Origin of the sequence: Zhenhengia yiwuensis (assembly GCF_014384995.1) — a bacterium.
In the GTDB taxonomy this organism is placed as follows: domain Bacteria; phylum Bacillota; class Clostridia; order Lachnospirales; family Cellulosilyticaceae; genus Zhenhengia; species Zhenhengia yiwuensis.
This window is the reverse complement of sequence record NZ_JACRSY010000030.1, coordinates 1-19,743: the sequence shown is the minus strand read 5'-3', so window position 1 is coordinate 19,743 and position 19,743 is coordinate 1. Positions and strand designations below refer to the sequence as shown.

General features: G+C 33.1%; 22 protein-coding genes and 1 riboswitch. All 22 genes read right to left on the bottom strand.

Annotated features, from left to right (window positions below):
• Window positions 1–63: 63 nt before the first annotated feature.
• A riboswitch (cobalamin riboswitch) is annotated at window positions 64–239 on the bottom strand.
• Between the two features lie 52 nt (window positions 240–291).
• Window positions 292–852: a CDP-alcohol phosphatidyltransferase family protein gene (locus H8718_RS15300; RefSeq protein ID WP_177672101.1), complete on the bottom strand. Its 561-nt coding sequence runs from the start codon at window positions 850–852 to the stop codon at window positions 292–294.
• A 129-nt stretch (window positions 853–981) separates the two neighbouring features.
• Window positions 982–1,302, bottom strand: a complete 321-nt coding sequence (locus tag H8718_RS15295; protein WP_177672102.1) for a DUF1540 domain-containing protein — start codon at window positions 1,300–1,302, stop codon at window positions 982–984.
• Between the two features lie 550 nt (window positions 1,303–1,852).
• Window positions 1,853–2,356: a hypothetical protein gene (locus H8718_RS15290; RefSeq protein ID WP_249333576.1), complete on the bottom strand. Its 504-nt coding sequence runs from the start codon at window positions 2,354–2,356 to the stop codon at window positions 1,853–1,855.
• Between the two features lie 321 nt (window positions 2,357–2,677).
• Complete coding sequence (locus H8718_RS15285) at window positions 2,678–3,019, bottom strand: hypothetical protein (protein WP_249333575.1); 342 nt, start codon at window positions 3,017–3,019, stop codon at window positions 2,678–2,680.
• A 185-nt stretch (window positions 3,020–3,204) separates the two neighbouring features.
• Window positions 3,205–4,110 carry a hypothetical protein gene (locus H8718_RS15280; RefSeq protein WP_249333574.1) on the bottom strand — a complete coding sequence of 302 codons (906 nt, stop codon included), beginning with the start codon at window positions 4,108–4,110 and terminating at the stop codon, window positions 3,205–3,207.
• Between the two features lie 36 nt (window positions 4,111–4,146).
• Window positions 4,147–4,371: a hypothetical protein gene (locus H8718_RS15275; RefSeq protein WP_249333573.1), complete on the bottom strand. Its 225-nt coding sequence runs from the start codon at window positions 4,369–4,371 to the stop codon at window positions 4,147–4,149.
• An 82-nt stretch (window positions 4,372–4,453) separates the two neighbouring features.
• The gene (locus H8718_RS15270; protein WP_249333572.1) at window positions 4,454–4,801 is read right to left on the bottom strand and encodes a DUF952 domain-containing protein; all 348 of its coding nucleotides are present in this window, start codon (window positions 4,799–4,801) and stop codon (window positions 4,454–4,456) included.
• Between the two features lie 181 nt (window positions 4,802–4,982).
• Window positions 4,983–5,417: a hypothetical protein gene (locus H8718_RS15265; protein ID WP_249333571.1), complete on the bottom strand. Its 435-nt coding sequence runs from the start codon at window positions 5,415–5,417 to the stop codon at window positions 4,983–4,985.
• 146 nt (window positions 5,418–5,563) lie between these two features.
• Window positions 5,564–6,376, bottom strand: coding sequence for a class I SAM-dependent methyltransferase (locus H8718_RS15260; protein ID WP_249333570.1), 813 nt, complete (start codon window positions 6,374–6,376; stop codon window positions 5,564–5,566).
• Window positions 6,377–6,645: 269 nt separating this feature from the next.
• Window positions 6,646–7,173, bottom strand: a complete 528-nt coding sequence (locus tag H8718_RS15255; protein WP_249333569.1) for a GNAT family N-acetyltransferase — start codon at window positions 7,171–7,173, stop codon at window positions 6,646–6,648.
• Window positions 7,174–7,314: 141 nt separating this feature from the next.
• Entirely contained in the window at window positions 7,315–9,636 is a 2,322-nt protein-coding gene (locus H8718_RS15250) for a S8 family peptidase (protein WP_249333568.1), read from the bottom strand.
• 4 nt (window positions 9,637–9,640) lie between these two features.
• Window positions 9,641–10,735, bottom strand: a complete 1,095-nt coding sequence (locus H8718_RS15245) for an AAA family ATPase (RefSeq protein WP_249333567.1) — start codon at window positions 10,733–10,735, stop codon at window positions 9,641–9,643.
• A gap of 205 nt (window positions 10,736–10,940) precedes the next feature.
• Window positions 10,941–11,699 carry a peptidoglycan recognition protein family protein gene (locus H8718_RS15240; RefSeq protein ID WP_249333566.1) on the bottom strand — a complete coding sequence of 253 codons (759 nt, stop codon included), beginning with the start codon at window positions 11,697–11,699 and terminating at the stop codon, window positions 10,941–10,943.
• Window positions 11,674–12,168: a phage holin family protein gene (locus H8718_RS15235; protein ID WP_249333565.1), complete on the bottom strand. Its 495-nt coding sequence runs from the start codon at window positions 12,166–12,168 to the stop codon at window positions 11,674–11,676. The genes H8718_RS15240 and H8718_RS15235 overlap by 26 nt, the downstream gene beginning before the upstream one ends.
• Before the next feature lie 74 nt (window positions 12,169–12,242).
• On the bottom strand, window positions 12,243–13,403 hold the full coding sequence (locus H8718_RS15230; protein WP_249333564.1) for a stalk domain-containing protein: 1,161 nt from the start codon (window positions 13,401–13,403) through the stop codon (window positions 12,243–12,245).
• A gap of 89 nt (window positions 13,404–13,492) precedes the next feature.
• Window positions 13,493–13,696, bottom strand: coding sequence for a hypothetical protein (locus H8718_RS15225; RefSeq protein WP_249333563.1), 204 nt, complete (start codon window positions 13,694–13,696; stop codon window positions 13,493–13,495).
• A gap of 24 nt (window positions 13,697–13,720) precedes the next feature.
• Entirely contained in the window at window positions 13,721–14,107 is a 387-nt protein-coding gene (locus H8718_RS15220) for a hypothetical protein (protein WP_249333562.1), read from the bottom strand.
• An 11-nt stretch (window positions 14,108–14,118) separates the two neighbouring features.
• Window positions 14,119–15,309, bottom strand: a complete 1,191-nt coding sequence (locus H8718_RS15215; RefSeq protein ID WP_249333561.1) for a pyocin knob domain-containing protein — start codon at window positions 15,307–15,309, stop codon at window positions 14,119–14,121.
• Between the two features lie 14 nt (window positions 15,310–15,323).
• Window positions 15,324–15,929: a putative phage tail protein gene (locus tag H8718_RS15210; RefSeq protein WP_249333560.1), complete on the bottom strand. Its 606-nt coding sequence runs from the start codon at window positions 15,927–15,929 to the stop codon at window positions 15,324–15,326.
• A gap of 3 nt (window positions 15,930–15,932) precedes the next feature.
• A complete protein-coding gene (locus H8718_RS15205; protein ID WP_249333559.1) occupies window positions 15,933–18,200 on the bottom strand; it encodes a hypothetical protein in 2,268 nt (755 codons plus the stop codon).
• A gap of 1 nt (window position 18,201) precedes the next feature.
• A complete protein-coding gene (locus H8718_RS15200) occupies window positions 18,202–19,209 on the bottom strand; it encodes a baseplate J/gp47 family protein (RefSeq protein ID WP_249333558.1) in 1,008 nt (335 codons plus the stop codon).
• Window positions 19,206–19,622: a DUF2634 domain-containing protein gene (locus tag H8718_RS15195; protein ID WP_249333557.1), complete on the bottom strand. Its 417-nt coding sequence runs from the start codon at window positions 19,620–19,622 to the stop codon at window positions 19,206–19,208. Before H8718_RS15195 ends, H8718_RS15200 begins: the two co-directional genes overlap by 4 nt.
• Window positions 19,623–19,743 lie beyond the last annotated feature (121 nt).

The following is a 19,743-nucleotide window of genomic DNA, read 5'->3' as shown; positions in this document are numbered from 1 at the left end:
TAACTGAAAATATACGTACAGATTTGTGCCTCATTTTACCCATACGTCTTTCCCACCGAAAGAATACGTTTATCCTATAAGGCAGGTCTCCTGGCTAATAGTTCATCCTCCGGTGAGCCTTACCATAACTTTGTTACAGTGGCATCTTTCACCTTTGTCCCTATCAACAGTAGCGGGGGCTGCAGCTTTTAACTTTCCCTATTAAGCTTTTTAAAAGCACCTTATATTCTTGTCTGTTTTCGATTGTCGTGCCTTATCATGACATAAGTTGTATGAATTGTCAAGTATGTACTACTGTTTCTTCATATGAATAAAGATAAGCATATACATTAAAAAGGCAAATAGAAGCATGATTGTGGCCACTGCTATAAAAATATTTACACTGGTAAGGTTTAGAGATGGAATGGCAATAAGAATAATCATGGTAAAATAAAATACTGCTGTACACACTTTACCATACCACAGAGCACCATCTAGCTTTTTACCTTCTCTTAAAAGCACCAGACAGCTAATAGCCATTGTAATTTCTTTAATAACAAATACTATAAGTAACATCCACATCCACTCAAATCGAAACACTAGCACAAATGCAATAGCTGCTTGGGTCAATTTATCTGCGATAGGATCAATAACCTTGCCAAGTTCTGTAACTTGATTAAATTTCCTTGCAATAAAGCCATCTAGAAAATCTGTCAATCCAGATGCAATAATAATACCTGCTGCTCTATAATAATCTTCGGGTCTTACTGCTGTCATATAACACCATATAAAAAGTGGGATAAGTAATATTCTTACATAGCATAAAAGATTAGGAATACTACAAGCTTCTTTCAAAGTTATTTTATCTTTCATTTGTACATAACTTCCCTTCATATATATTCAATAGTCCGCGCTTTAATGCTAGCTTACGCGCAATCTATGAATAAAATATAAAAATCCCCGAAAAGTTTACCATTATCTTAATAACTTTTCGGGGATTACTTATTGAGGTTTAAAGCTTGAACAGCATGTTTCTATATAAATAGCAGCATGACCTGAACCATCTACATCAATACTATTAAGTGTACATTGATGGTCTGCATGATAGGTGCAAGTTGCAACACTGCAGGTTACACTTAAACAAGGGGATTTATATTCTGTGTGCTCTGCTAAGTTACTATACACATCTTGGTTTAAAAAAGTGCCGCAGCAAGTTGCTTCATCTTCTACTGCTCCTTGCCCACCAATAGCCACACGCTGAGCATAGCATACGCGATCATTATTATAAGAACAATTTGTTACACTACAATGTACTTTTGTCATCTTATGTCCTCCTAGCTAAAATACCTATCTAGTAAGCCTTTAAAGGCACAACCATGTCTTGCTTCATCTTGAAAGACATGGTATACGTATTGATATTACAAGTAAACTTAACATTTATCCCACATACTTGCCCACCCTTTTATAATTCGTGTGCAACATATAAAAATAGTATCTCTCATACGTTTTTTATTATTCATAATATATTCAAATCAAAACAAAAAGTAATATGCTCTTAATGTAGATTATTTTTAATTTTATACTTTTGTATATTATTTATATCTCTTATCTGATTTGTATTTTTAATAACATTTAAAGTAAAAAGATAGCCTACGGGCTACTTTCTTACTGCTTAAAATACATTTACTTTACGCATGTCATGGCCTTATAATTACATTATGGTGCAATAATTAGTTCTACACCTCCCTATGTAGAATAATAACTCCGGAGTAGATTAGTCTGCTCCTATTTTTGTACCCAAAAATAAAGGCCAGAACCAAAGTCCTAGCCGTAATGATATTTTTATTAAAATAACTATTTATATATGTTTTCTTTATCCTATCATTTCACCAATGTTATTTAATTGTTCTAGATTATACTGTACCTCTTGTTTAACTTGATTAAATATTTCATAAAGAGCTTTTAAATTCTCTGCTAATAGAGCATCATCATCGATCCTTCTATTTTCTAATTCAAACTTAGTTTTTCTTACAAAATCAAATATCTCCAGCATACTTGTCCAACTTTTAATAGTATCCCTATTTAGCATTAAATAATGTTTGCTTCTATACAATAAATCCTCCAGAGCAAAAAAAGCTTTAAATAGAATCTCCCAATTATCATATAGATGATTTTCAACTTCTTCTTCATACTCCCACTCACCATCTAATAACGAATCTACATCTAATTGTATATAATAATGATGCAAAACTTTTCTTAATTGTAATAACTCAGATACCAATTCAGGTGATATCTCCTTCAAATTATTTACCTTTAGATTAATTCCTAGTCCTGGTAGATTAATTCCTAGCCCCTCCAGTTGCAATCTTTTATTCATCACAATATTCCCCCTATACAATATTATTTAATAATTTAACTTAATTTAATAAGTCAACCTTTTTCATTTGCTCCAACTTACAAATGATATGTACAATAAAATAAGCCATACTAAATGGGAAGCATTTAAAATTCTAGTTCGCTAGAAGTAAGGCTTTAGGCAATTATTTTTATTAGAATTTTATCATCTTTATTACATTTTGTAAATATTTTCGTCATTTAATCTCAAATTAAAATTAAAGAGTAAGCTTTGCCTACTCCAATTAACATTTTTATTTACTTGTTAAACAACTATTTTTTTGTATCTTACCTTATGACTAATCTACTTCTTTTTCAGTTGATTTGCAACTTTTCTAAGAGGTAGTAATGCAGCAGCTAGTCCTATACTAAGACTTAGTACATTACTTAATGTAAGTGATAATAGTAAGTTAGTATCAGCGAATATACAAAACATTATACTAATTTCTAGGGTTATGATAAGCGCAAGCCCAAAATGAATCAAGACTTTTCTTCGTAAGTAATTGCGGTTTTCAGAACTTATTCTACTAATGTCATCTGCATGGATTTGAAAAATGTCAACGTTCGCGCCTGTAGGTATCTTTTCAGTTATACTAAGAGAAAATATCAAAAATAAAGTTGGACATATAAAATACATCTCAAACATTACGTATCCTCTCCTATTCCATTAACAAATTATCTATTCTAAATGTTATCACATTTCCTTATCAAAATCAGTATTTGAATAAAAAAATAAAGGCTAAGTCTTAAGACTTGCCCTCAACTAATTTTTATTGAAATAACTATTTGTTCAGCACAACTCTTATTTTAAATTTATCTTTTACAAGATATTTAATTTAGAAATTGGACTATTTCCCTGATACGTTCTTTAAGTCCCTCTTTTATCTGAGCAGGAATCACAAAAACGTTATAAAACATATCCTCATCTAATTGCACAGTAGGATTCCCTGATTTATTACAAATCCATTTAAAATAACTCTCTACTAATATTGGATTGACTTCCTTTATAATCTCGTAGTCTGCAATCATAACTATATTTTCTGTTAAAGCATGACTTCCATCTTTCATAGAGATATCTTTACCTTCGCCTACTAAATTATCTGTACACGGATGAGTTAGTTCATGTAGAGCCATAAAAAATGTATCTTCTTCATTATTTTCATCAAAAGGAAAAGGGAGAGCTACTAATTGAGAATTTTGATTACAACTTCCCCGTCCATTTTGCCCCATACTATAAGATAATAAGACTTCTACTTTCATATGTTTACATTGCTTATAATAATCAAACAAACACTTAAACAGCATTAATCTATCATTTAAGTTCTTTTCAACAATATCTTTTCTATATTTCAGCATATTATCTTTTTGATGCCAATACGCATGATAAAATACTCTTTCTTTTTCTAAAATAGCTATAAAATTGTTAATAAAATTTCCTTTATCCGCTTCTGTAAAACTGCCCCAATTAACTATTGTTTGAGTTAATTCCTCAAAGCTATTTGTTATAAAAGGAATAAAATTAATAATAGATAACCTTTCAAAATTCTTTATGTAATAATCAGTTAAAGCTTCAATATGTCCTATTAAGTCGTCTGTAATGCCTAGCCTTTTTTTCTCTTGTCTTATCTCTTGAACGTATACCTCATTAAAAATATTAGACGCATTGTCTACTTTCATATGCGTTAATACGTGAAAAACAATATCTTTATGCCACGCATATAGAATTGGTAAATCCATATAATCTCCCCTCCCCTAACTGAAGTGAACAAATATCTATTTTTGTTTACTAAATATTTCACTAATACCTATGATTAAGCCAATAATAGCAACAATAATAAAGGTGTAAAATGCATAATCTAGTCCATATTTTGATAATCCCCATATAAATGTGCGATCATTATTAATAGGCAACTGAATCATCATAGAACCAGCCATAAGCAATGCGGTTCCAATTATACCTGCTAACATCATAGCTGAACCAAAGATTATTCTTTTCATCATGTCTCCTCCTCGCTAAATAAACTATCTAATTTATTTGTTTAATTTTCCTCTGACTAACTCTATCCCTCTGTCAATAATCTTAAATATGTATCAATTCTTCATTCATAATCCAAATTCTATCTTCACTCCAAAGATGTGGTAAAACTCCAACAACTGCATCTTTGTTTAATAAACCATAGATATGAGGAAATTGGATTCCACAATTATCCAAATCTTCCCATAATATTTCAGGAATAACTTTATTTGTATCGATTAATAGTAAAACCATTTCTTTTGTTTCATTTTTAAAGTTAGGTGCTACATATTTATATGTAGCAATATCAGAGCAATGAATAAATCCATATTGTTCTAAAGATTTATCACCATAATTGTCTTTTTCCTCATAAGAATTCCAAAATTCAGCTGTTAAGGCATGCAGTATTATCATTTTTTCCCCCATTGCATAAGTAATCTTTTCTTACCAATTATCTAATTACATATATTAACTATTTATTAAGGTATTTATTTTTTCTTACCCTTAAATTTATCACACTTTTCTAATTAAGTCAGTATTTTGAGCAAAAAAATAAAGGATAAGCCCATCAGGACCTATCCTCAAAACGATATTTTTATTGATCTAATTGTCTAACTTTTAAACTACCTTTAATACTATATCCTGTTGAATTAGTTATTACAACATAATAAGTAGTTTTTGATGATCCTGAGAAAGTATCGTAATCAGATGAGCCAGCTGATACATCAAAAGATCCAATAAGTTTATCGCTAAACATTCCTACTTTATAAAGTTTTACTGTGACTGAAGAACTGCCATCATTAGTAAAACTAACGTTAATGTCATTTGAATTTGAAGATGGTGTTGCAAAGTTGCTTGAAGTATATGTCGAGTTATCTACAGAGATATTGTAAGCAGTATGTAGCACTCCGCGAAATGCATTCTCATTTTCTACTAATTGAATGCCTTGTGCTGTTTCTATATTTGAAGCATATATACATGAAGACATTAACGATATCCCAGTTAAAACTAAGACAAATATTTTTTTCATCTCTCTCCTCCTAAATTTCTTTCTGATACACAAATATTTAATAAAATAAGATTTTTATTTACCTATTAAATAACTATTTGTTCAGTACACGATTATATTTATACTTTCCCCGTTAAATTGGAATTTATTTGAAGCTTATATAAAGTTCATTTGACGAACTTACGTAAAATATATAAATTAAATTTTAACATTATATCAATTCCAAATGCATCTGCTTGTTCTCCCAAATCATTATCTTCTTTATGTAATCTTCTACAAAATGACTTTTCACATGATTCAATAGTAAATCCACATTCGGCAAATTTTTCTTTCCAAGATTTTTCTGCCTTCATACTATTCCATACAGGTTTACCCCATAAATCAAAAACCTTTTTTATTGCATTAAAATCAGTCCACTCGTTTTCTATAGCAATAAAATACCCGTCAGGCTTTAACACACGGTAAACCTCACTCAACGCTTTAATCTTACCTTGTTCTCCTGATCTTGTGGAACTGATACCTATAAAACTTGTAATAATATCAAAAGATTCATCTTTTAATGGCATATCCATAACACTAAATGATGATAAATTTATATCATATTCTGTTAAGTTATCACGTATAAATTTTCGCCATGATTTAACAAGTAAAGAACACGCATCAGATACAAGGCACGGTATTTGTGGATTTTTTGAAAGTATCATTGGAGTAAGCCCCATTCCTGGACCACATGCAATTTCTAAAAAGGCTGAATGTTTACATGAAAATATCTTACATACATCCTCTGAGAAAACACTAAATAATTCATTATCATTTTGTGAAGCTTGTCTCCATTTTTCTTTGAATATACCCTCTTCAAGCCAAAGCTTTACATCGGTTTCGTCAAATTGATCACCTTCATTATCAGTATGGAAATAATAATCACCGTCAACTATTTCCTGTGGTTGCCTGTCAAATAAATCTTCTAAATCATTATTCATAACGCACTCCTCCCACTATATAAATCATTTCCCCCTACAAATTCTAATTTATCGATCTTCTAAATCATTATTCATAACGCACTCCTCCCACTATATAAATCATTTCCCCCTACAAATTCTAATTTATCGATTTAATAAAATATCTATTCTAAATATTATCATATTTTTCTATCAAAATCAGTATTTAAGAAAAAATAAAAGGCAAGCTATAGCCCCCCTCGAAACAACTATTTTGTTCTATTGATGGCTATTCTTATAGTGTGGTATTGCTATTTTAAGTACAGATTCATCAGTATTTCATCTGAATATTTTTCTTGTATTTTAAAGAAATTCTTATATCTTCCGATTTCTATGAATCCCATTTTTTTATAAAGTTCTATAGCTGCAATATTATCATCTTTTACACCTAAATGCACGATTTCTGTTTGGCAATTTTCTTTAGCAAAATCAATCATTTTCTGCATTAAGCCTGTCCCTATACCTAATCCCCAATATCTCTTTTTTACAGAAATAGTAAGATCTGCATGATGAGCAATTCTCTTTCTTTGTGGAGTTATTATACTTCCAACACATACTATTTCACCACCCATTCTACCTATAAATAAAGCGGATGTATTTGAGTCTGATAAATTAACAATAAAGTTTTCCTCTGCCTCTACAGTCATATGAAAATCGTTGGCACCAAATAATAAATTATCACTCTCTCCACCAACAATATTAAGATATTCAATAATTTCTTTTGCATCACTTTTTATAGCTTTACTTATTTGTAATATCATACCATTTCTTAATTTCATCGTTTCCCTCCTTATTTTAATACACATAAGATATTTATTTTTTCACTCTAAATTTATCACACTTTTCTAATCAAGTCAGTATTTTGAGTAAAAAAAAGAAGGATAGGTCTCATTAGGACTTATCCTCGAATGATATTTTTATTAGATTTCCTGTTCTAATGGTAACATTAATTTATTAATATTACGTAGTTCAATAGGAACTAGATTCGTATACGTTTGCATTATACTATCATATAAATTCCCATTATATCTAGGAGCTTCTATAGTAATAGCAATAAAATACTTAATCTTTTCATGCTCATATCCATTACGTCCTATTGCATGAACTGTAATAAACGGATTAAATAATGAAGAGGCTCTAAAACTCCTATTCTTCTTTATTACTGTATCCCACTTTAAGTCTTTATTTCTAAGTTCTGTTTCACTTTTATTTCTTTTGGGCGATGCACTTACAGGCATAGATGACATTTTATATCCATTTTGCAAAAGCTTTTCTATAATAGGTGCATCTTCTGCTTTAGTAATATTCAGTTTCTGATCAGGACTTTTATCTTTTGTAAATTTATATATGCCACTATGAGGATATAATGTATCTTCAATACAATTGTTAGTATATGCATCAACATCCGAGTTATCTGGATTAACAATAGTAGTTATTGTCCATGTTATATTTACATTACCTTTAGCATGATTAATAAATGGAGCAAAAATAGGCAATTTAGCTGTACTAGATGCCTCTAACTCACCTTGATATAAAATTGTAACCTTATTTTGCTCACAACTTAGTATATCTTCAGGAGATCTATCTGAAAAGCCATACCCTATTTCATCATCCCTAACCCCATTGTCTGTATAAGCATTATGAATCAGCAAGGTTCTTCCCATGTGTGGAGTTATTTCATCCGATTGAGCCATGAGTCTACCAATTTTACCTGTTGCTAAAGGTGTTGCATAGCTTGTTCCTGTATCTACTTCAAGCGTATTCCCCTCCAAGCCAACTTTTATAAAAGGCCTTTCTTGACTACCACCAAATTCAACAATATCTGGCTTCACCTTTGCGCCTTCTCTCCCTGGACCTATACAACTATAATTCGCTCTTACTTTTTCATCAAAAAAATTATATGTATATGCCCCTACTGATAGACCATTAACCATATCAGAAGGAGATTGAATTCTATCTAACAACTCACCTTTATCGCCATCATTTCCTACTGCAACGCAAAATAATGGATTAACTTCATTCTCCTTTACATCATATGTTAATAAATCTAATACATACGTAAATCGACTTATCTCGTCATCTATGATAGGTCCTTTTGGACCTATTGATAAATTATATAAATGTATATCTTTCCGTTTTTTCACGATTCTTTCTATAGTATCAATAGTAGCATACATTCCATAAATTTTTTCAGCATCATTTTGATAAATACTTTTATCTTCTGGAAGTACTCTAAAAGACTCAACTGATACATATGGTACATCCATTTCATCTTGTGGTGTTTTTCCACCTATATGCCCATATAATATTGCTCCACATACACCAGTTCCATGCCTAAGGCTAGATAATGTAGCCTTTACTTCTACCTCATCATGATTCTCTACATAACCCCTTAATAATGGTATATTATCATCTGTACCTCCATCAAAAACACCTATCTTTATGCCAGAGTCTACTTTTCTTTTAGGTGGTTGTGGACCATCCACTGCTGGCATTCTCATTCTTAAGGGATCAATTTCAAATTCCCCTATGGGGTGAACACTTCTTAAAGGATTAAACTTTTTCATTTTATGAATTTTTGTCTTATCTGCTAATGTGCTGATAAAAGTAATTCCATCACTATAACTTCTAACAGTCATCTCCTCTCTACCTATCCCTGAAACTTCGGAAAAATTATCCACCATTTCTTTTACATTATCCTCACCTAGAGGATGTAATACAATCTCTACACTTCCCTTTTCCCATTCATCAGAAAACCCTTGTATTTTCTCCGCCTCATCTAACAAACCAATACTATTTAATGATTGTATTTGTTTCTTCCAGTTTTCAACATCATCTTTTAATCCTGTTTGGAGTACTTCTTTAAGCTTATTTATCCCAATATCATTAGTTTTTAAAAAGTACAGTTTAGCTTTTTTTACCTCATCAGTTTCACTATCTATACAATAAGTGTATTTTCTTCCACCAATAAACTTCATATCTTTAGATACTGCTAAGCTAGATGGTAAATACGATTTTGCCTCAAATTTTGGTTCTAATCGTACACAAAGAACTTTATCTTCCATAAAAAATTCAGTTTTATTTTTAATTTTAGATTCTATCTGTGTCAGATTATCAATAATTTTAACTTTTGCTTCTTCATATTCAAAAGGTCTTTCTTTCTTACCAAAATTTTGTTTTTTTATTATTGGTTCAATATACTTCTCTCCATTTGCAATTATAGGCAATCTTTCTTTTGACATAATATCACTCCTTTATATATCTACTAACTGATGCTGAAGGTATATTAGTTATTTCAGCTATTTCTCGTATAGATAGCTTACTAAAATTACTTTTTAATAATCTACATATTCTTACTTTGTCCTCTTTGTTTTTTAATTGAGCTAATCTACAACACTCTTTAACGGCTATTATGTCAGGTCCAACACCTTCATTCAATAGTATTTGCCTCTTAATATGCTCACACATTTTACATAAATCAGCAGCCGAAACTAAATCTGAATTTTCTGCAATAAATTGAATTGTAGAGTCTTTTAATTGTGTATTCCATTTACCTAAAGTCCTTTTTATTAACTCTAATCTTTGCAATTTCCCTGGTAATGGAACTTCAATTGCTCTATCAAACCTTCTCCAAACAGCTGTATCTAATATTTCTGGATGATTAGTTGCTCCAATAATAATACAATTAATAGGACAATCCTCTAATTCTTTTAATAGTACATTAACTAATCTTTTTAGTTCTCCTAAATCTGCCTTATCATCTCTTCTTTTTGCAATAGCATCTAATTCATCTAAAAATAGCACTACATCTTGCGTTTTTGCAAAATCAAATATACTCTTTATATTTTGACCTGTTCTTCCTAGATAACTAGAAATAGAAGTTGCTAAATCAACTGTTACTAAAGGCATTTTCAAAACAGATGCTAGCCATTTTGCTGCATATGTTTTGCCTACACCTGGTTTCCCATATAATAGAATACTATTAGGTGGAACAATATCTTCTTCAAGAAATCTTCCTAGTATTTTTCGCTCTTTCACAAAATCTAATAGCTGTTTTTCTACCTCTTTTTCCAATATAGGTTGCTCTATCTCTAGCGCTTCCTCTATTTTTAGTAATTGACTCCTGCTTTCCTTATCAATAGGTGCTGGGCTTAAATCAATACTTCTGAACACATCTGCCCCTACATTGTTTCCAGCTATAATTTGCATTATTTCAGATGCAATATTAGGATGTTCCTTCTTGATGCTTCTACCTATCATTAAAGATATACTCTCTAAGCTTTTTTTATCTTCAGCCAATGCTGCTCTAATTAATTTCGGAATAAGCTCATACGCTTTCATTTTATCACCTTTCAACACGAATCACTTTTTAGTACACTATCATATTATTATTTATAAGCACTTTAGTCAATAATTTGTATCATTTTTATTTTTATTTTATTTTTGAATCACATTTTAATCTATTGAATTACATTTTAATTAATTAGCGTACGTATCAAATAAAATCAGCCTTTTGAGTAAAAAAATAAAGGCTAGAACCGAAGTCCTAGCCTAAATAACCACTAACCTTAACTATTAAATCTCTTACATTCTGTTCTATGTACTTCTTATCCTGCCATACACCAGGACTATTTATAATCTTAGCCTCTACCATCTTAGCTACTGCCATATCATAAGTAATTACATCAAATAACCTAATACCTATCTTACTAATAAGTGCTGGTACATTCTTAAGGTTAATACTTGTCCATGCTGCAGGACTACCGATAATACCTTCTAGCACTAAGTTCTGCACTGCTTTTTCGTATTCTTCATCCTTTTGTACCCCTTGGATAGCTTTCTTAAAATATGTCCATAGTTTAGGCTCTCTAAGCATCTTTGCAGGGCATTGTTTGCCACAGCTATCATAGTGCCTAATAACCCTATCTACTGGAATATTGAACTCTTTCATAAGCTTTCTAGTCAATTCTACAGCATTGGCTACAGCTTTACTGTAATCTCCATCTTGATTGACACATATTTCTATTCCAATACTATTGCTGTTATTGCACTGTGGTACTGATGGATTAGAAACATACTTCTTGCCGTTATGCCAAGACTGTACACTATGCTCTACTAATTGTATAACTTGTTTATCGTCTACTACATAGTGTGCACTAGCCCCTCTATCTCCACCATTAAAATACTTATAATGACGTTCTGCATCTGCGCCAATATCCGTATTATCTGTTTCATGTATTACGATATAGACTGGTTTATTGATACCACTATGATTGTATTTAATAAGTTTTTTCTTTATTACCATCTTCTGCACCTCCTGTAATGGTGTCTCCCATCTGGTCAACCTTATCCTTAGCTATATCTAATGCTTTAACAATAAACTTAGGCAACTCTATTCCTGCACGCTGTAAATTTTCTAAGTTAGATATAAGTTCCCTAACAAAAATCCATGCAAGTGTTAGTGCTGTAAAGATAACCTTAGTTGCAATTGTAATACCTAATGTCTCTACCAGTTGTAATAATCCGAAATCGAGTACGAGAGATAGCACAATTAAAAAGCACATCCCCAGCTTGCGATATATCCCTTGTAACACCTTTTTACTTTCTACCTTCTCATCTTCCCTTACACTTGCAGCATATACCCTTGTTATAAGATCCATCACCATAAGAAAAATAGTTATATATAAAAGGGGTGTAAACACCCCAAAATATCCAGCTAAAAATACATTTATTACGGCCAATGTCCCTACTAAGCCTGTTTTTAAATTTTCCATTTATAAACCCTCCTTAGACTTTATAAAACTCATAAAAAAATAACACTATTTCTAGTGCATTAGTCATTTCTTATTTACCCTCTAACTGTTATCCGTTTATTAGCGTAATCTACTTTTGCACCTGTAAGCTCTGCAAATGCCCTAAGTGGAATAAGCGTATAACCACTTACCACTTTTACAGGTACAGATGTTTTTGCATAACTAACTTTGCCACCTTGCTCTGATTTAATAACATTACTGTCGACCTGCATCGCAATAAGTTGATTATGCATCTTGCTATAGGCTGTAATAACTTTATCTAAACTTGAATAGCGTACCGTATATCCAAGTGTCTCACATAAGAATCTAAAAGGCACTAAAGTTGTTCCTTGTTCTACCGTTGCAGGATAATCCATAACCTGCTCTACCTTATTAACTTGTACATTTTTAGAACCTACCTTTAATTCAATCGTAGTGCATGGGAAGTCCACCTGATTCTTATTGTGGAAATAAGGATACTTGATAAGATTTGAATCTAATTCAAAAGCATGTACGCTCTTAATATAAGTATCTACACTATAAAGGCCTGTCCATTTTTCTATAAACGCCTCATATGGAACAAATAAATAGCCTTTGTAGCCTCTTGTAGTACCATAAGACTCTTGCATAACAAACCAGTTTTTATAAGTCACTCCATTTATCGTTTTAGGCATATCTTCTATGTAACCACATATCCAAATAGCATGTAAGCCATTAGGTTCGCTACCTTTAGCTGGCTTAACTACACATCCTTGTATAGGGAATGTATGCTCTTTGTATAACTTAACAATTGAAACGCACCCACCATGCTCTACAATATGATGCTTTATACTTTCAATATCTGTCGTTTTAATGTCTATGCGCTTCTTTGGTTTATACTTTTTAGCTTCTTCATACATAGCATCCGTAGTAGGTAAGAACTTGTTATCATTGTAATCCTTATCCTCCCATGTAGGATATAAAGCTTCCGTGCACATACCATATTGACAGACTTGATCCATAAGTTTTTCTAGAGGTGTTCCTGTTGCATCTGGTCTGCCATCTACCTTCTTAGATAACATCATAGCCCAACTGTTACTAAGAGGTGTAATGTTTCCATAAACCCTAGCAAATTGTGCTTCCAATAAACTACTTACTGCATGGTTAGTACACCAGTTACTCCCTCGTTGATGCTCTATTCCACTTGCTTTATTAAGATATTGTTTTGGTAAAGACATTTCATACCACCCTTTCTATAAAAAAGCATAAAAAATACAGCTTATTAAGCTGTTCTTCTATGCCTCTATTCATTTAACAAATCATTCTTTTATTCTACTATACCAAGTTCTTTTTTTACTTCTTCTACAAATTGCTGAGGAATCTGTTCCAACTTCCAATCATGGTCAGCAATAAGGACCACGCAGATTTCTGTTTGTTGTGCTACTGGACATTGCTCGACTTTCTTTCTACCTGCATCCACTAATCTTGCATTTGCTCTTACTTGTACTGGGTATTGTGTTGTATCAATCATTATGATACCTCCTTTAAATTTATTTTATAACCCTAAATGGGCAATAATCTTATTTAATTTTTCATCGAGTATCGTTTGATACTCCATGATTGTTAATGCATCAGATTGTGTTGTATCTACTTTCGCATTTGTATCCATATGGAGTTCCATAGTAGTCAGTAAATCGTCACTTGTTGTGTCAACTGAGTTTTTAATACCTTCTGTCATTTTTTCATGAGGACTGACTATCGGTTCAAGCTTAAGCGTTTCTGTAAACACCCTTGTTTCTGGATTAAATTTCGCATACTGCCTTGCTTGAATATATTCCTCATAGGATACTTCTATATAATCGCCCTCTGGTTCATAGGGACTCTCTAATAACATTCCAATATGAAATGCTTCATCAAGCGTTATGAAATATTTCATGCTCATCTTCTTCCTCCTTAGCTATTTACATAGAAATGTGCTGTATAGACGCGTGTTCCTGAATTTGATGACCTATCCACTACCTTAACATTGTTTTTAAAAGGATAAGTAGGTAATTCACCATAACCATCGCTCAGACTACCCATAAGAAAATTATGACTTGAATAATATGAATTTGTACCTGTACCATCTAGTACCATAGCGCCATCCACTATAATTTGCATTTTAGCACTACCAAATTGTGCAATCTTACAAACGCCACCTTTGGAATTTGAGTAGTTAATCACCTCTAAATTACTATTAGGATTACCAGTATTTTCTACTGTTTTAGTCGCTTTAACATAAGTTTTACCTGCCACATCACCACCTCCTTCACCTAAACTTTTCCAATCACTCCAAACGTTACCTGCCTTTACTCTCATATATACTTTCTTACTTGTTGTATTCTGTGATACCGCCATCTGCCAACCACAATCTCCAATATTATTTAGTTGACAAGTCACTATATGATAAATACCAGCTTCGGGAACACCACTCGCAACCGTTGTATATGTACCTACAGGTAAACTGTCTAAATTATACCCACTCCATAAGGGAGCATTTGCACCAATACCTTGTGATTTTAGAGGAAAATCAATAGCATGCTTACCATCTAAAGTGTCAGCATCTACTGTTTTCCATGTACCCCATCCATTATTCGCACCTCTCCAAGTTCGGGTATATTGTGTATGATTAACTGCATCTTGTACAGTTTGTCTAATATAACTACCGTCACTCTTTCCATATTTCTCTACAACTAAAGTGAAGTATTTAAGTCCAGATGGTGCATTTGTATGTCCAGCATCCGAACTAATATACCATGCACCTGTTTGAGTGTATGTATTTAAGTCAACACTAGCCCATAATGAGTTACCGTAGGACACATCATCCATTGAGTGATTGTGTGGACTAGGTGGGAATGTGCTAGGCTTTCCTGCGATATCTGCATATGCATGTGAATGTGTACTAGGTGGAAATGTCGTAGGCTTACCAGTAATACCATCCCAAGATACATCTAAACCATCTACTTGTTCCTTTAAGTCACTTATTTGAGTAGCATTACTTTTCATCCTCGTATCTATGGTATCCATATTCTGATTGATAATAGCAATATCAACTGCATCTGTACCATCCGGTTTCTTTAATCCATAATTGGTAGTATTTTTCATTCTATTACTCCTTTCTATATGACCTTTACCTTATCCCATGTATGTATGGATAAAGCTGACCACGTATAGGCTTTTAAATTGTTCCAGTAGTTATAGGTATATTCAAAAGTAAATGCTAGGTGTGCAGGTTTAACCTCTTCTATGGAGCTTGTTAAATCCTTCATATTAGCAGGAACTCCCTTTACGCCTACGAACTTGACTACAAACCTATACTCATTAGGGTATTCTATTACTTCTACCTCTCCATTTGAAAAGGCACTGGCTATGTTTATAATGAGTTGTTTCGTTGTTGTCCCAGACCCCCTAATCTTAGCCTTAATACGTTCTCTTCTGAACGAATAGTTCTTTTCTATTTCAATGGGCAAATCAAATATTTTTTCCCATCTTGATAGCCCCCAAGTGGCTGTCTCAATAAACATCTGGTTAAATAAATCTTGTTTAAAGGCTATAACTTCAGCTAAGTTCTTCCCTAAAATCTCTTGAAGGACTTTCATTTGCTCTATCTCATGCCAATAGGTCGGTAAATATTTCATTAAGTCCACTTCTATGATTTCATCACGCATACTTTCTTGAGATGATCCATAGGAGGCTTCTGCATATAAGTTTTTGCTATAACTCATTGATTACACCCCCTTTAAATCATTCCACGTAAGTCCTTTTTTAGGTAAAAAATCACTTGCATGTTTTCCATCTACTGTATCTGCATCCATTCCCGAACCTCCCCCATCATTATTACTCGTCCAAATCTTGCTCCATCTAGGCGAGTATGAAGTTCCATTATCAACATACATAAATTCACAATTAAGAGTTGAAGAACTTCCTCCACTTGCTGTTGTGGGGGTGCTTATTCTAATTGTATAAGCTGAAGATGTCCCAATCACTTCAACCACACAACCGGCTAAGTGTATTTTCCCGAAACCTGAATCAGTTATAATCTGGTTTGTTGCATAACTCCAGCTTCCTCTAGCAATCCAATGTGGTTGTTTAAAAGCTCCCATAGTGGTAAGTAAGGTCTTAAATTCTGCTGTTGTAATTTCCTTATTATTCCCACCAAAGTTGACTGAACCCGAATGTACTCTTGTAAAACTAGAAGCATGTAAACCATCTACAGTGTCAGCATTCCCTCCATTAGCGGGTAGTGAAGTTGGGAAATCTGAAATTTGAGATTTTGTATGTGTATGAGCACTTGGCGGAAATGTTGGTGGCTTCCCAGTAATGCCATCCCATGCAACGGATTCAGCCTTATCTACAATACCACTGTTATTAGTATCATAGATTGCTTTAGTCATATCACCATATCCAGCAGCCCCTAAATCCTCTTTGGAGACAAATTTAGCATTAGCTTCTGTCTCTGTATAGTATCTCTCATCATGATGATGTGATGCTGGGGCCGCCCCAATATTACCTGGTGTTACATCTTGCCAAGTATTATCACATCTTAGAAATTTCTTATTGTTAGCACTTTGTGTAGCAGGAACATGATTCCCGTGTGAAGCATTGGCCTTTCCATTCCATATAGTTTTTTCTGCATCAGTAACGTGTCTTGTTCCTGCATCATTAGGATGTACATATCGGTTAGCATTAGCCTCTATACCCGATAACTTATTTTTTTCGGCTGTTGTATAATCGTTTGTTGACAGTTGTTTGCCTGTTACCTTATCAACCTTATTAGACACTGTATTCCAAAGTGTCCGTTCATCCACAGTAATGTGCTTGATAACATCTGAAATATGACTAAATGCGCTGTTCCAGTTTGTCACTAAAGCACTTGTTATGGCATCAATTACTGATTTATTACCATGCGTGTGCTTTTTACTGTTAACATCATCAAGTTTTACTTTATCTTCTTTACTTAATAAACCATCTACCGAAGTCGTTGCTTTGGGAATGGCATTGGCACTTATTACAACCCATTCTGTCCCATTATATCTGTAAGTGTAATCTGTATCTTTTACATTTACAGTCCAGCCATCAACTGGATTAGGATAAGTGCTTGCTATATCCTCAAAAGTTGCCACCGACTCTTTCCAATCAATTTTAGTTTCTAAACTTGCAAGTTTATTATCAACTTCAGCTTTTGTATATTTATCATTCCAGTTGTTACGTTCCGATGAAGTAATATGTTTAATGTTATCCGTAGTATGAGTATTAAACTCAACCTTAGAGGCTTGTTGGATATTATCCAGATTTCCTAAACCAACTTGAGCCTTAGTAACCTGATGTGGATTGCTTAAATCTTCCTTATGTAAAATAAACTCCGCTTTAGAAGCTTGTTGTATATCTTCTACATTTCCTAGTCCCACCTGATGTTTAGTCACAGCATGAGGATTATCCTTTGCATTTTTATGACTCAGTAGCTCTTGCTGTGTTAAGCCTAAATTCTGATTAGTAGCTTCTAGATTTTCGTTTGTCATTTGTAGATTTTGATTGGTGACCTCTAAATCCTTTTGAAATGCCCTACTGTTCCAGCTTTCTCTTTCATTACCTGTAATATGCCTTACTTTATCTTCATCATGACTATGGAGTTTATTCTTCACATTTTCTATGAAATTTTCTAAGTAGTAAGCTGCACCTTGTAATTGATTAATATCTTCAGCTTCTACCGTGTCTCCATAAGTCTCATAAGTAATGTATAAAGCCTCAGATTGACTAAAGACTTTAAGATAGGTCTTCCAAACCTCTTCTTTTTTATCTAAAGTATAGGCGAATACACGCTCACCCTCTTTATTAGGTAAGGTGTAAATTTCTATGGTTTTCTCTATAACTTGGTCATGCTCTAAAAAACCTTCCCATTTGCCATCTGTTAATAGCACTTGTTCATCCACAATCGTATAAGGGTTATCCCTTTTGTTTAATCTGGCTATAAAATTGTAAATCTGCTTAAGTCCCACCTTACACCTCCACTACTAAGGTTCCTATAGTAGGTATTTCTTCTTCTGTTAATCTTATGTTAGCTGCTGTATTATTCAGCTTTAAGTCTGTGTAGTCTATAACGCCATCTACATCTAAGATTAAGCTTCCTATGATAGCATACGAGATAATATTTTTCTTAAAAGTAATACTTTGAAGGTACTCTTGTATCTTTCTCTTTAAGTTCTGTTTAATATCCTCTAATAATACATCTGCTCCTATTTCTAGAGTTACATTAATATTTAGAGTCTTAGGTGTTGGTGCTACTACTGTTACATTTGCACCTATCGGTCTTACTTCTTCTATATGTGAAGCGACTTTATCGATTAAACTTCTATCAGCTGGAAGCTTATCCGTATCAGTAATAAGCACCTTCACTGTACCTGGACCATTCCATAAGGGGAATATTTTGGCATCCCCCACACCCTCAACCTCTGTGGCCCATATTTTATAATGATGGACATTTCCGGAGGTAGCTGGCATACGAACATTTAAAAAGAATCTTTCTCTTAAACTGTTATCTGATTCTATATCTTCACCGGATATAAGGATATCTTTTAGTGCTGCTGTTATAAGACCTTTTATATAAGAAATCGGTAATAAGTTTCCATTGTACAGATTCCCTATTCTACCAAGTTGTTCACATTCCAGCTTATACTCAAAGTCTTTTATTTTTTCTACTACACAGTAGGTTGTATCTTCTAATCCAAATCTACTGCCTAACGGGATTTCTGTATTAAAAACACCTTTTCTTATCGCTTGAGTAGCTTGTTTTCTATAAATCCCCATATCCGCACAGCATTTATCTAAATCTTCCCCTGTACTTGTATCAACATAGGTTCTATCCGCCATATACGCAAGTTGCATATAGACTTCAGCTAATTCAAAACAAGCTGGTGCTAACGCCATATGCATGAGACTCCCTTCTCTTTTATCCATATCATTCGGTACTTTTTCTAAGGCACTCTTAATCAATTCTTCAAAGATCATACCTTCACCTCTCTTTCTATAGGAATATCTCCATGTACGGTTACTGCAGTAAAGCTTACGTGAAGCCCCTCTTCAACATCCGTTAGAACAACATCCTCTATCGAGGATATCCTATCATCTACCAGCAAACATTCCTTAAGCAATCTGGGGAGCTCTGCTCTTGCTAAATCTTTAGGCTTACCGATTAAATGATTGATTTCTTCTCCATAATTCCATGAAAAGATTAAATACTTAAATCTACCTGTACTTAATGCCAGTAATATACTTTGCTCTATGGCTTTTTTACCTTCTATCATGCCTACTATTTTTTTACTTTCAAAATCTATATAAAAAGTTTTAGAAGGCATAATATTATTTTTCATATCCACTTCTAATAAACTTCGATCACTTTGCGGTATAAGAGATTGTGACATTCGGATCACCTACCTTATCCAAAATAACGTATTCTTCACCTGCCGCACTTACAATAAGCCTATCGCCTACCTTGAGTTTAGGTTGAATAATACAAGTACGTGTAACTTCCGTTAATGAACT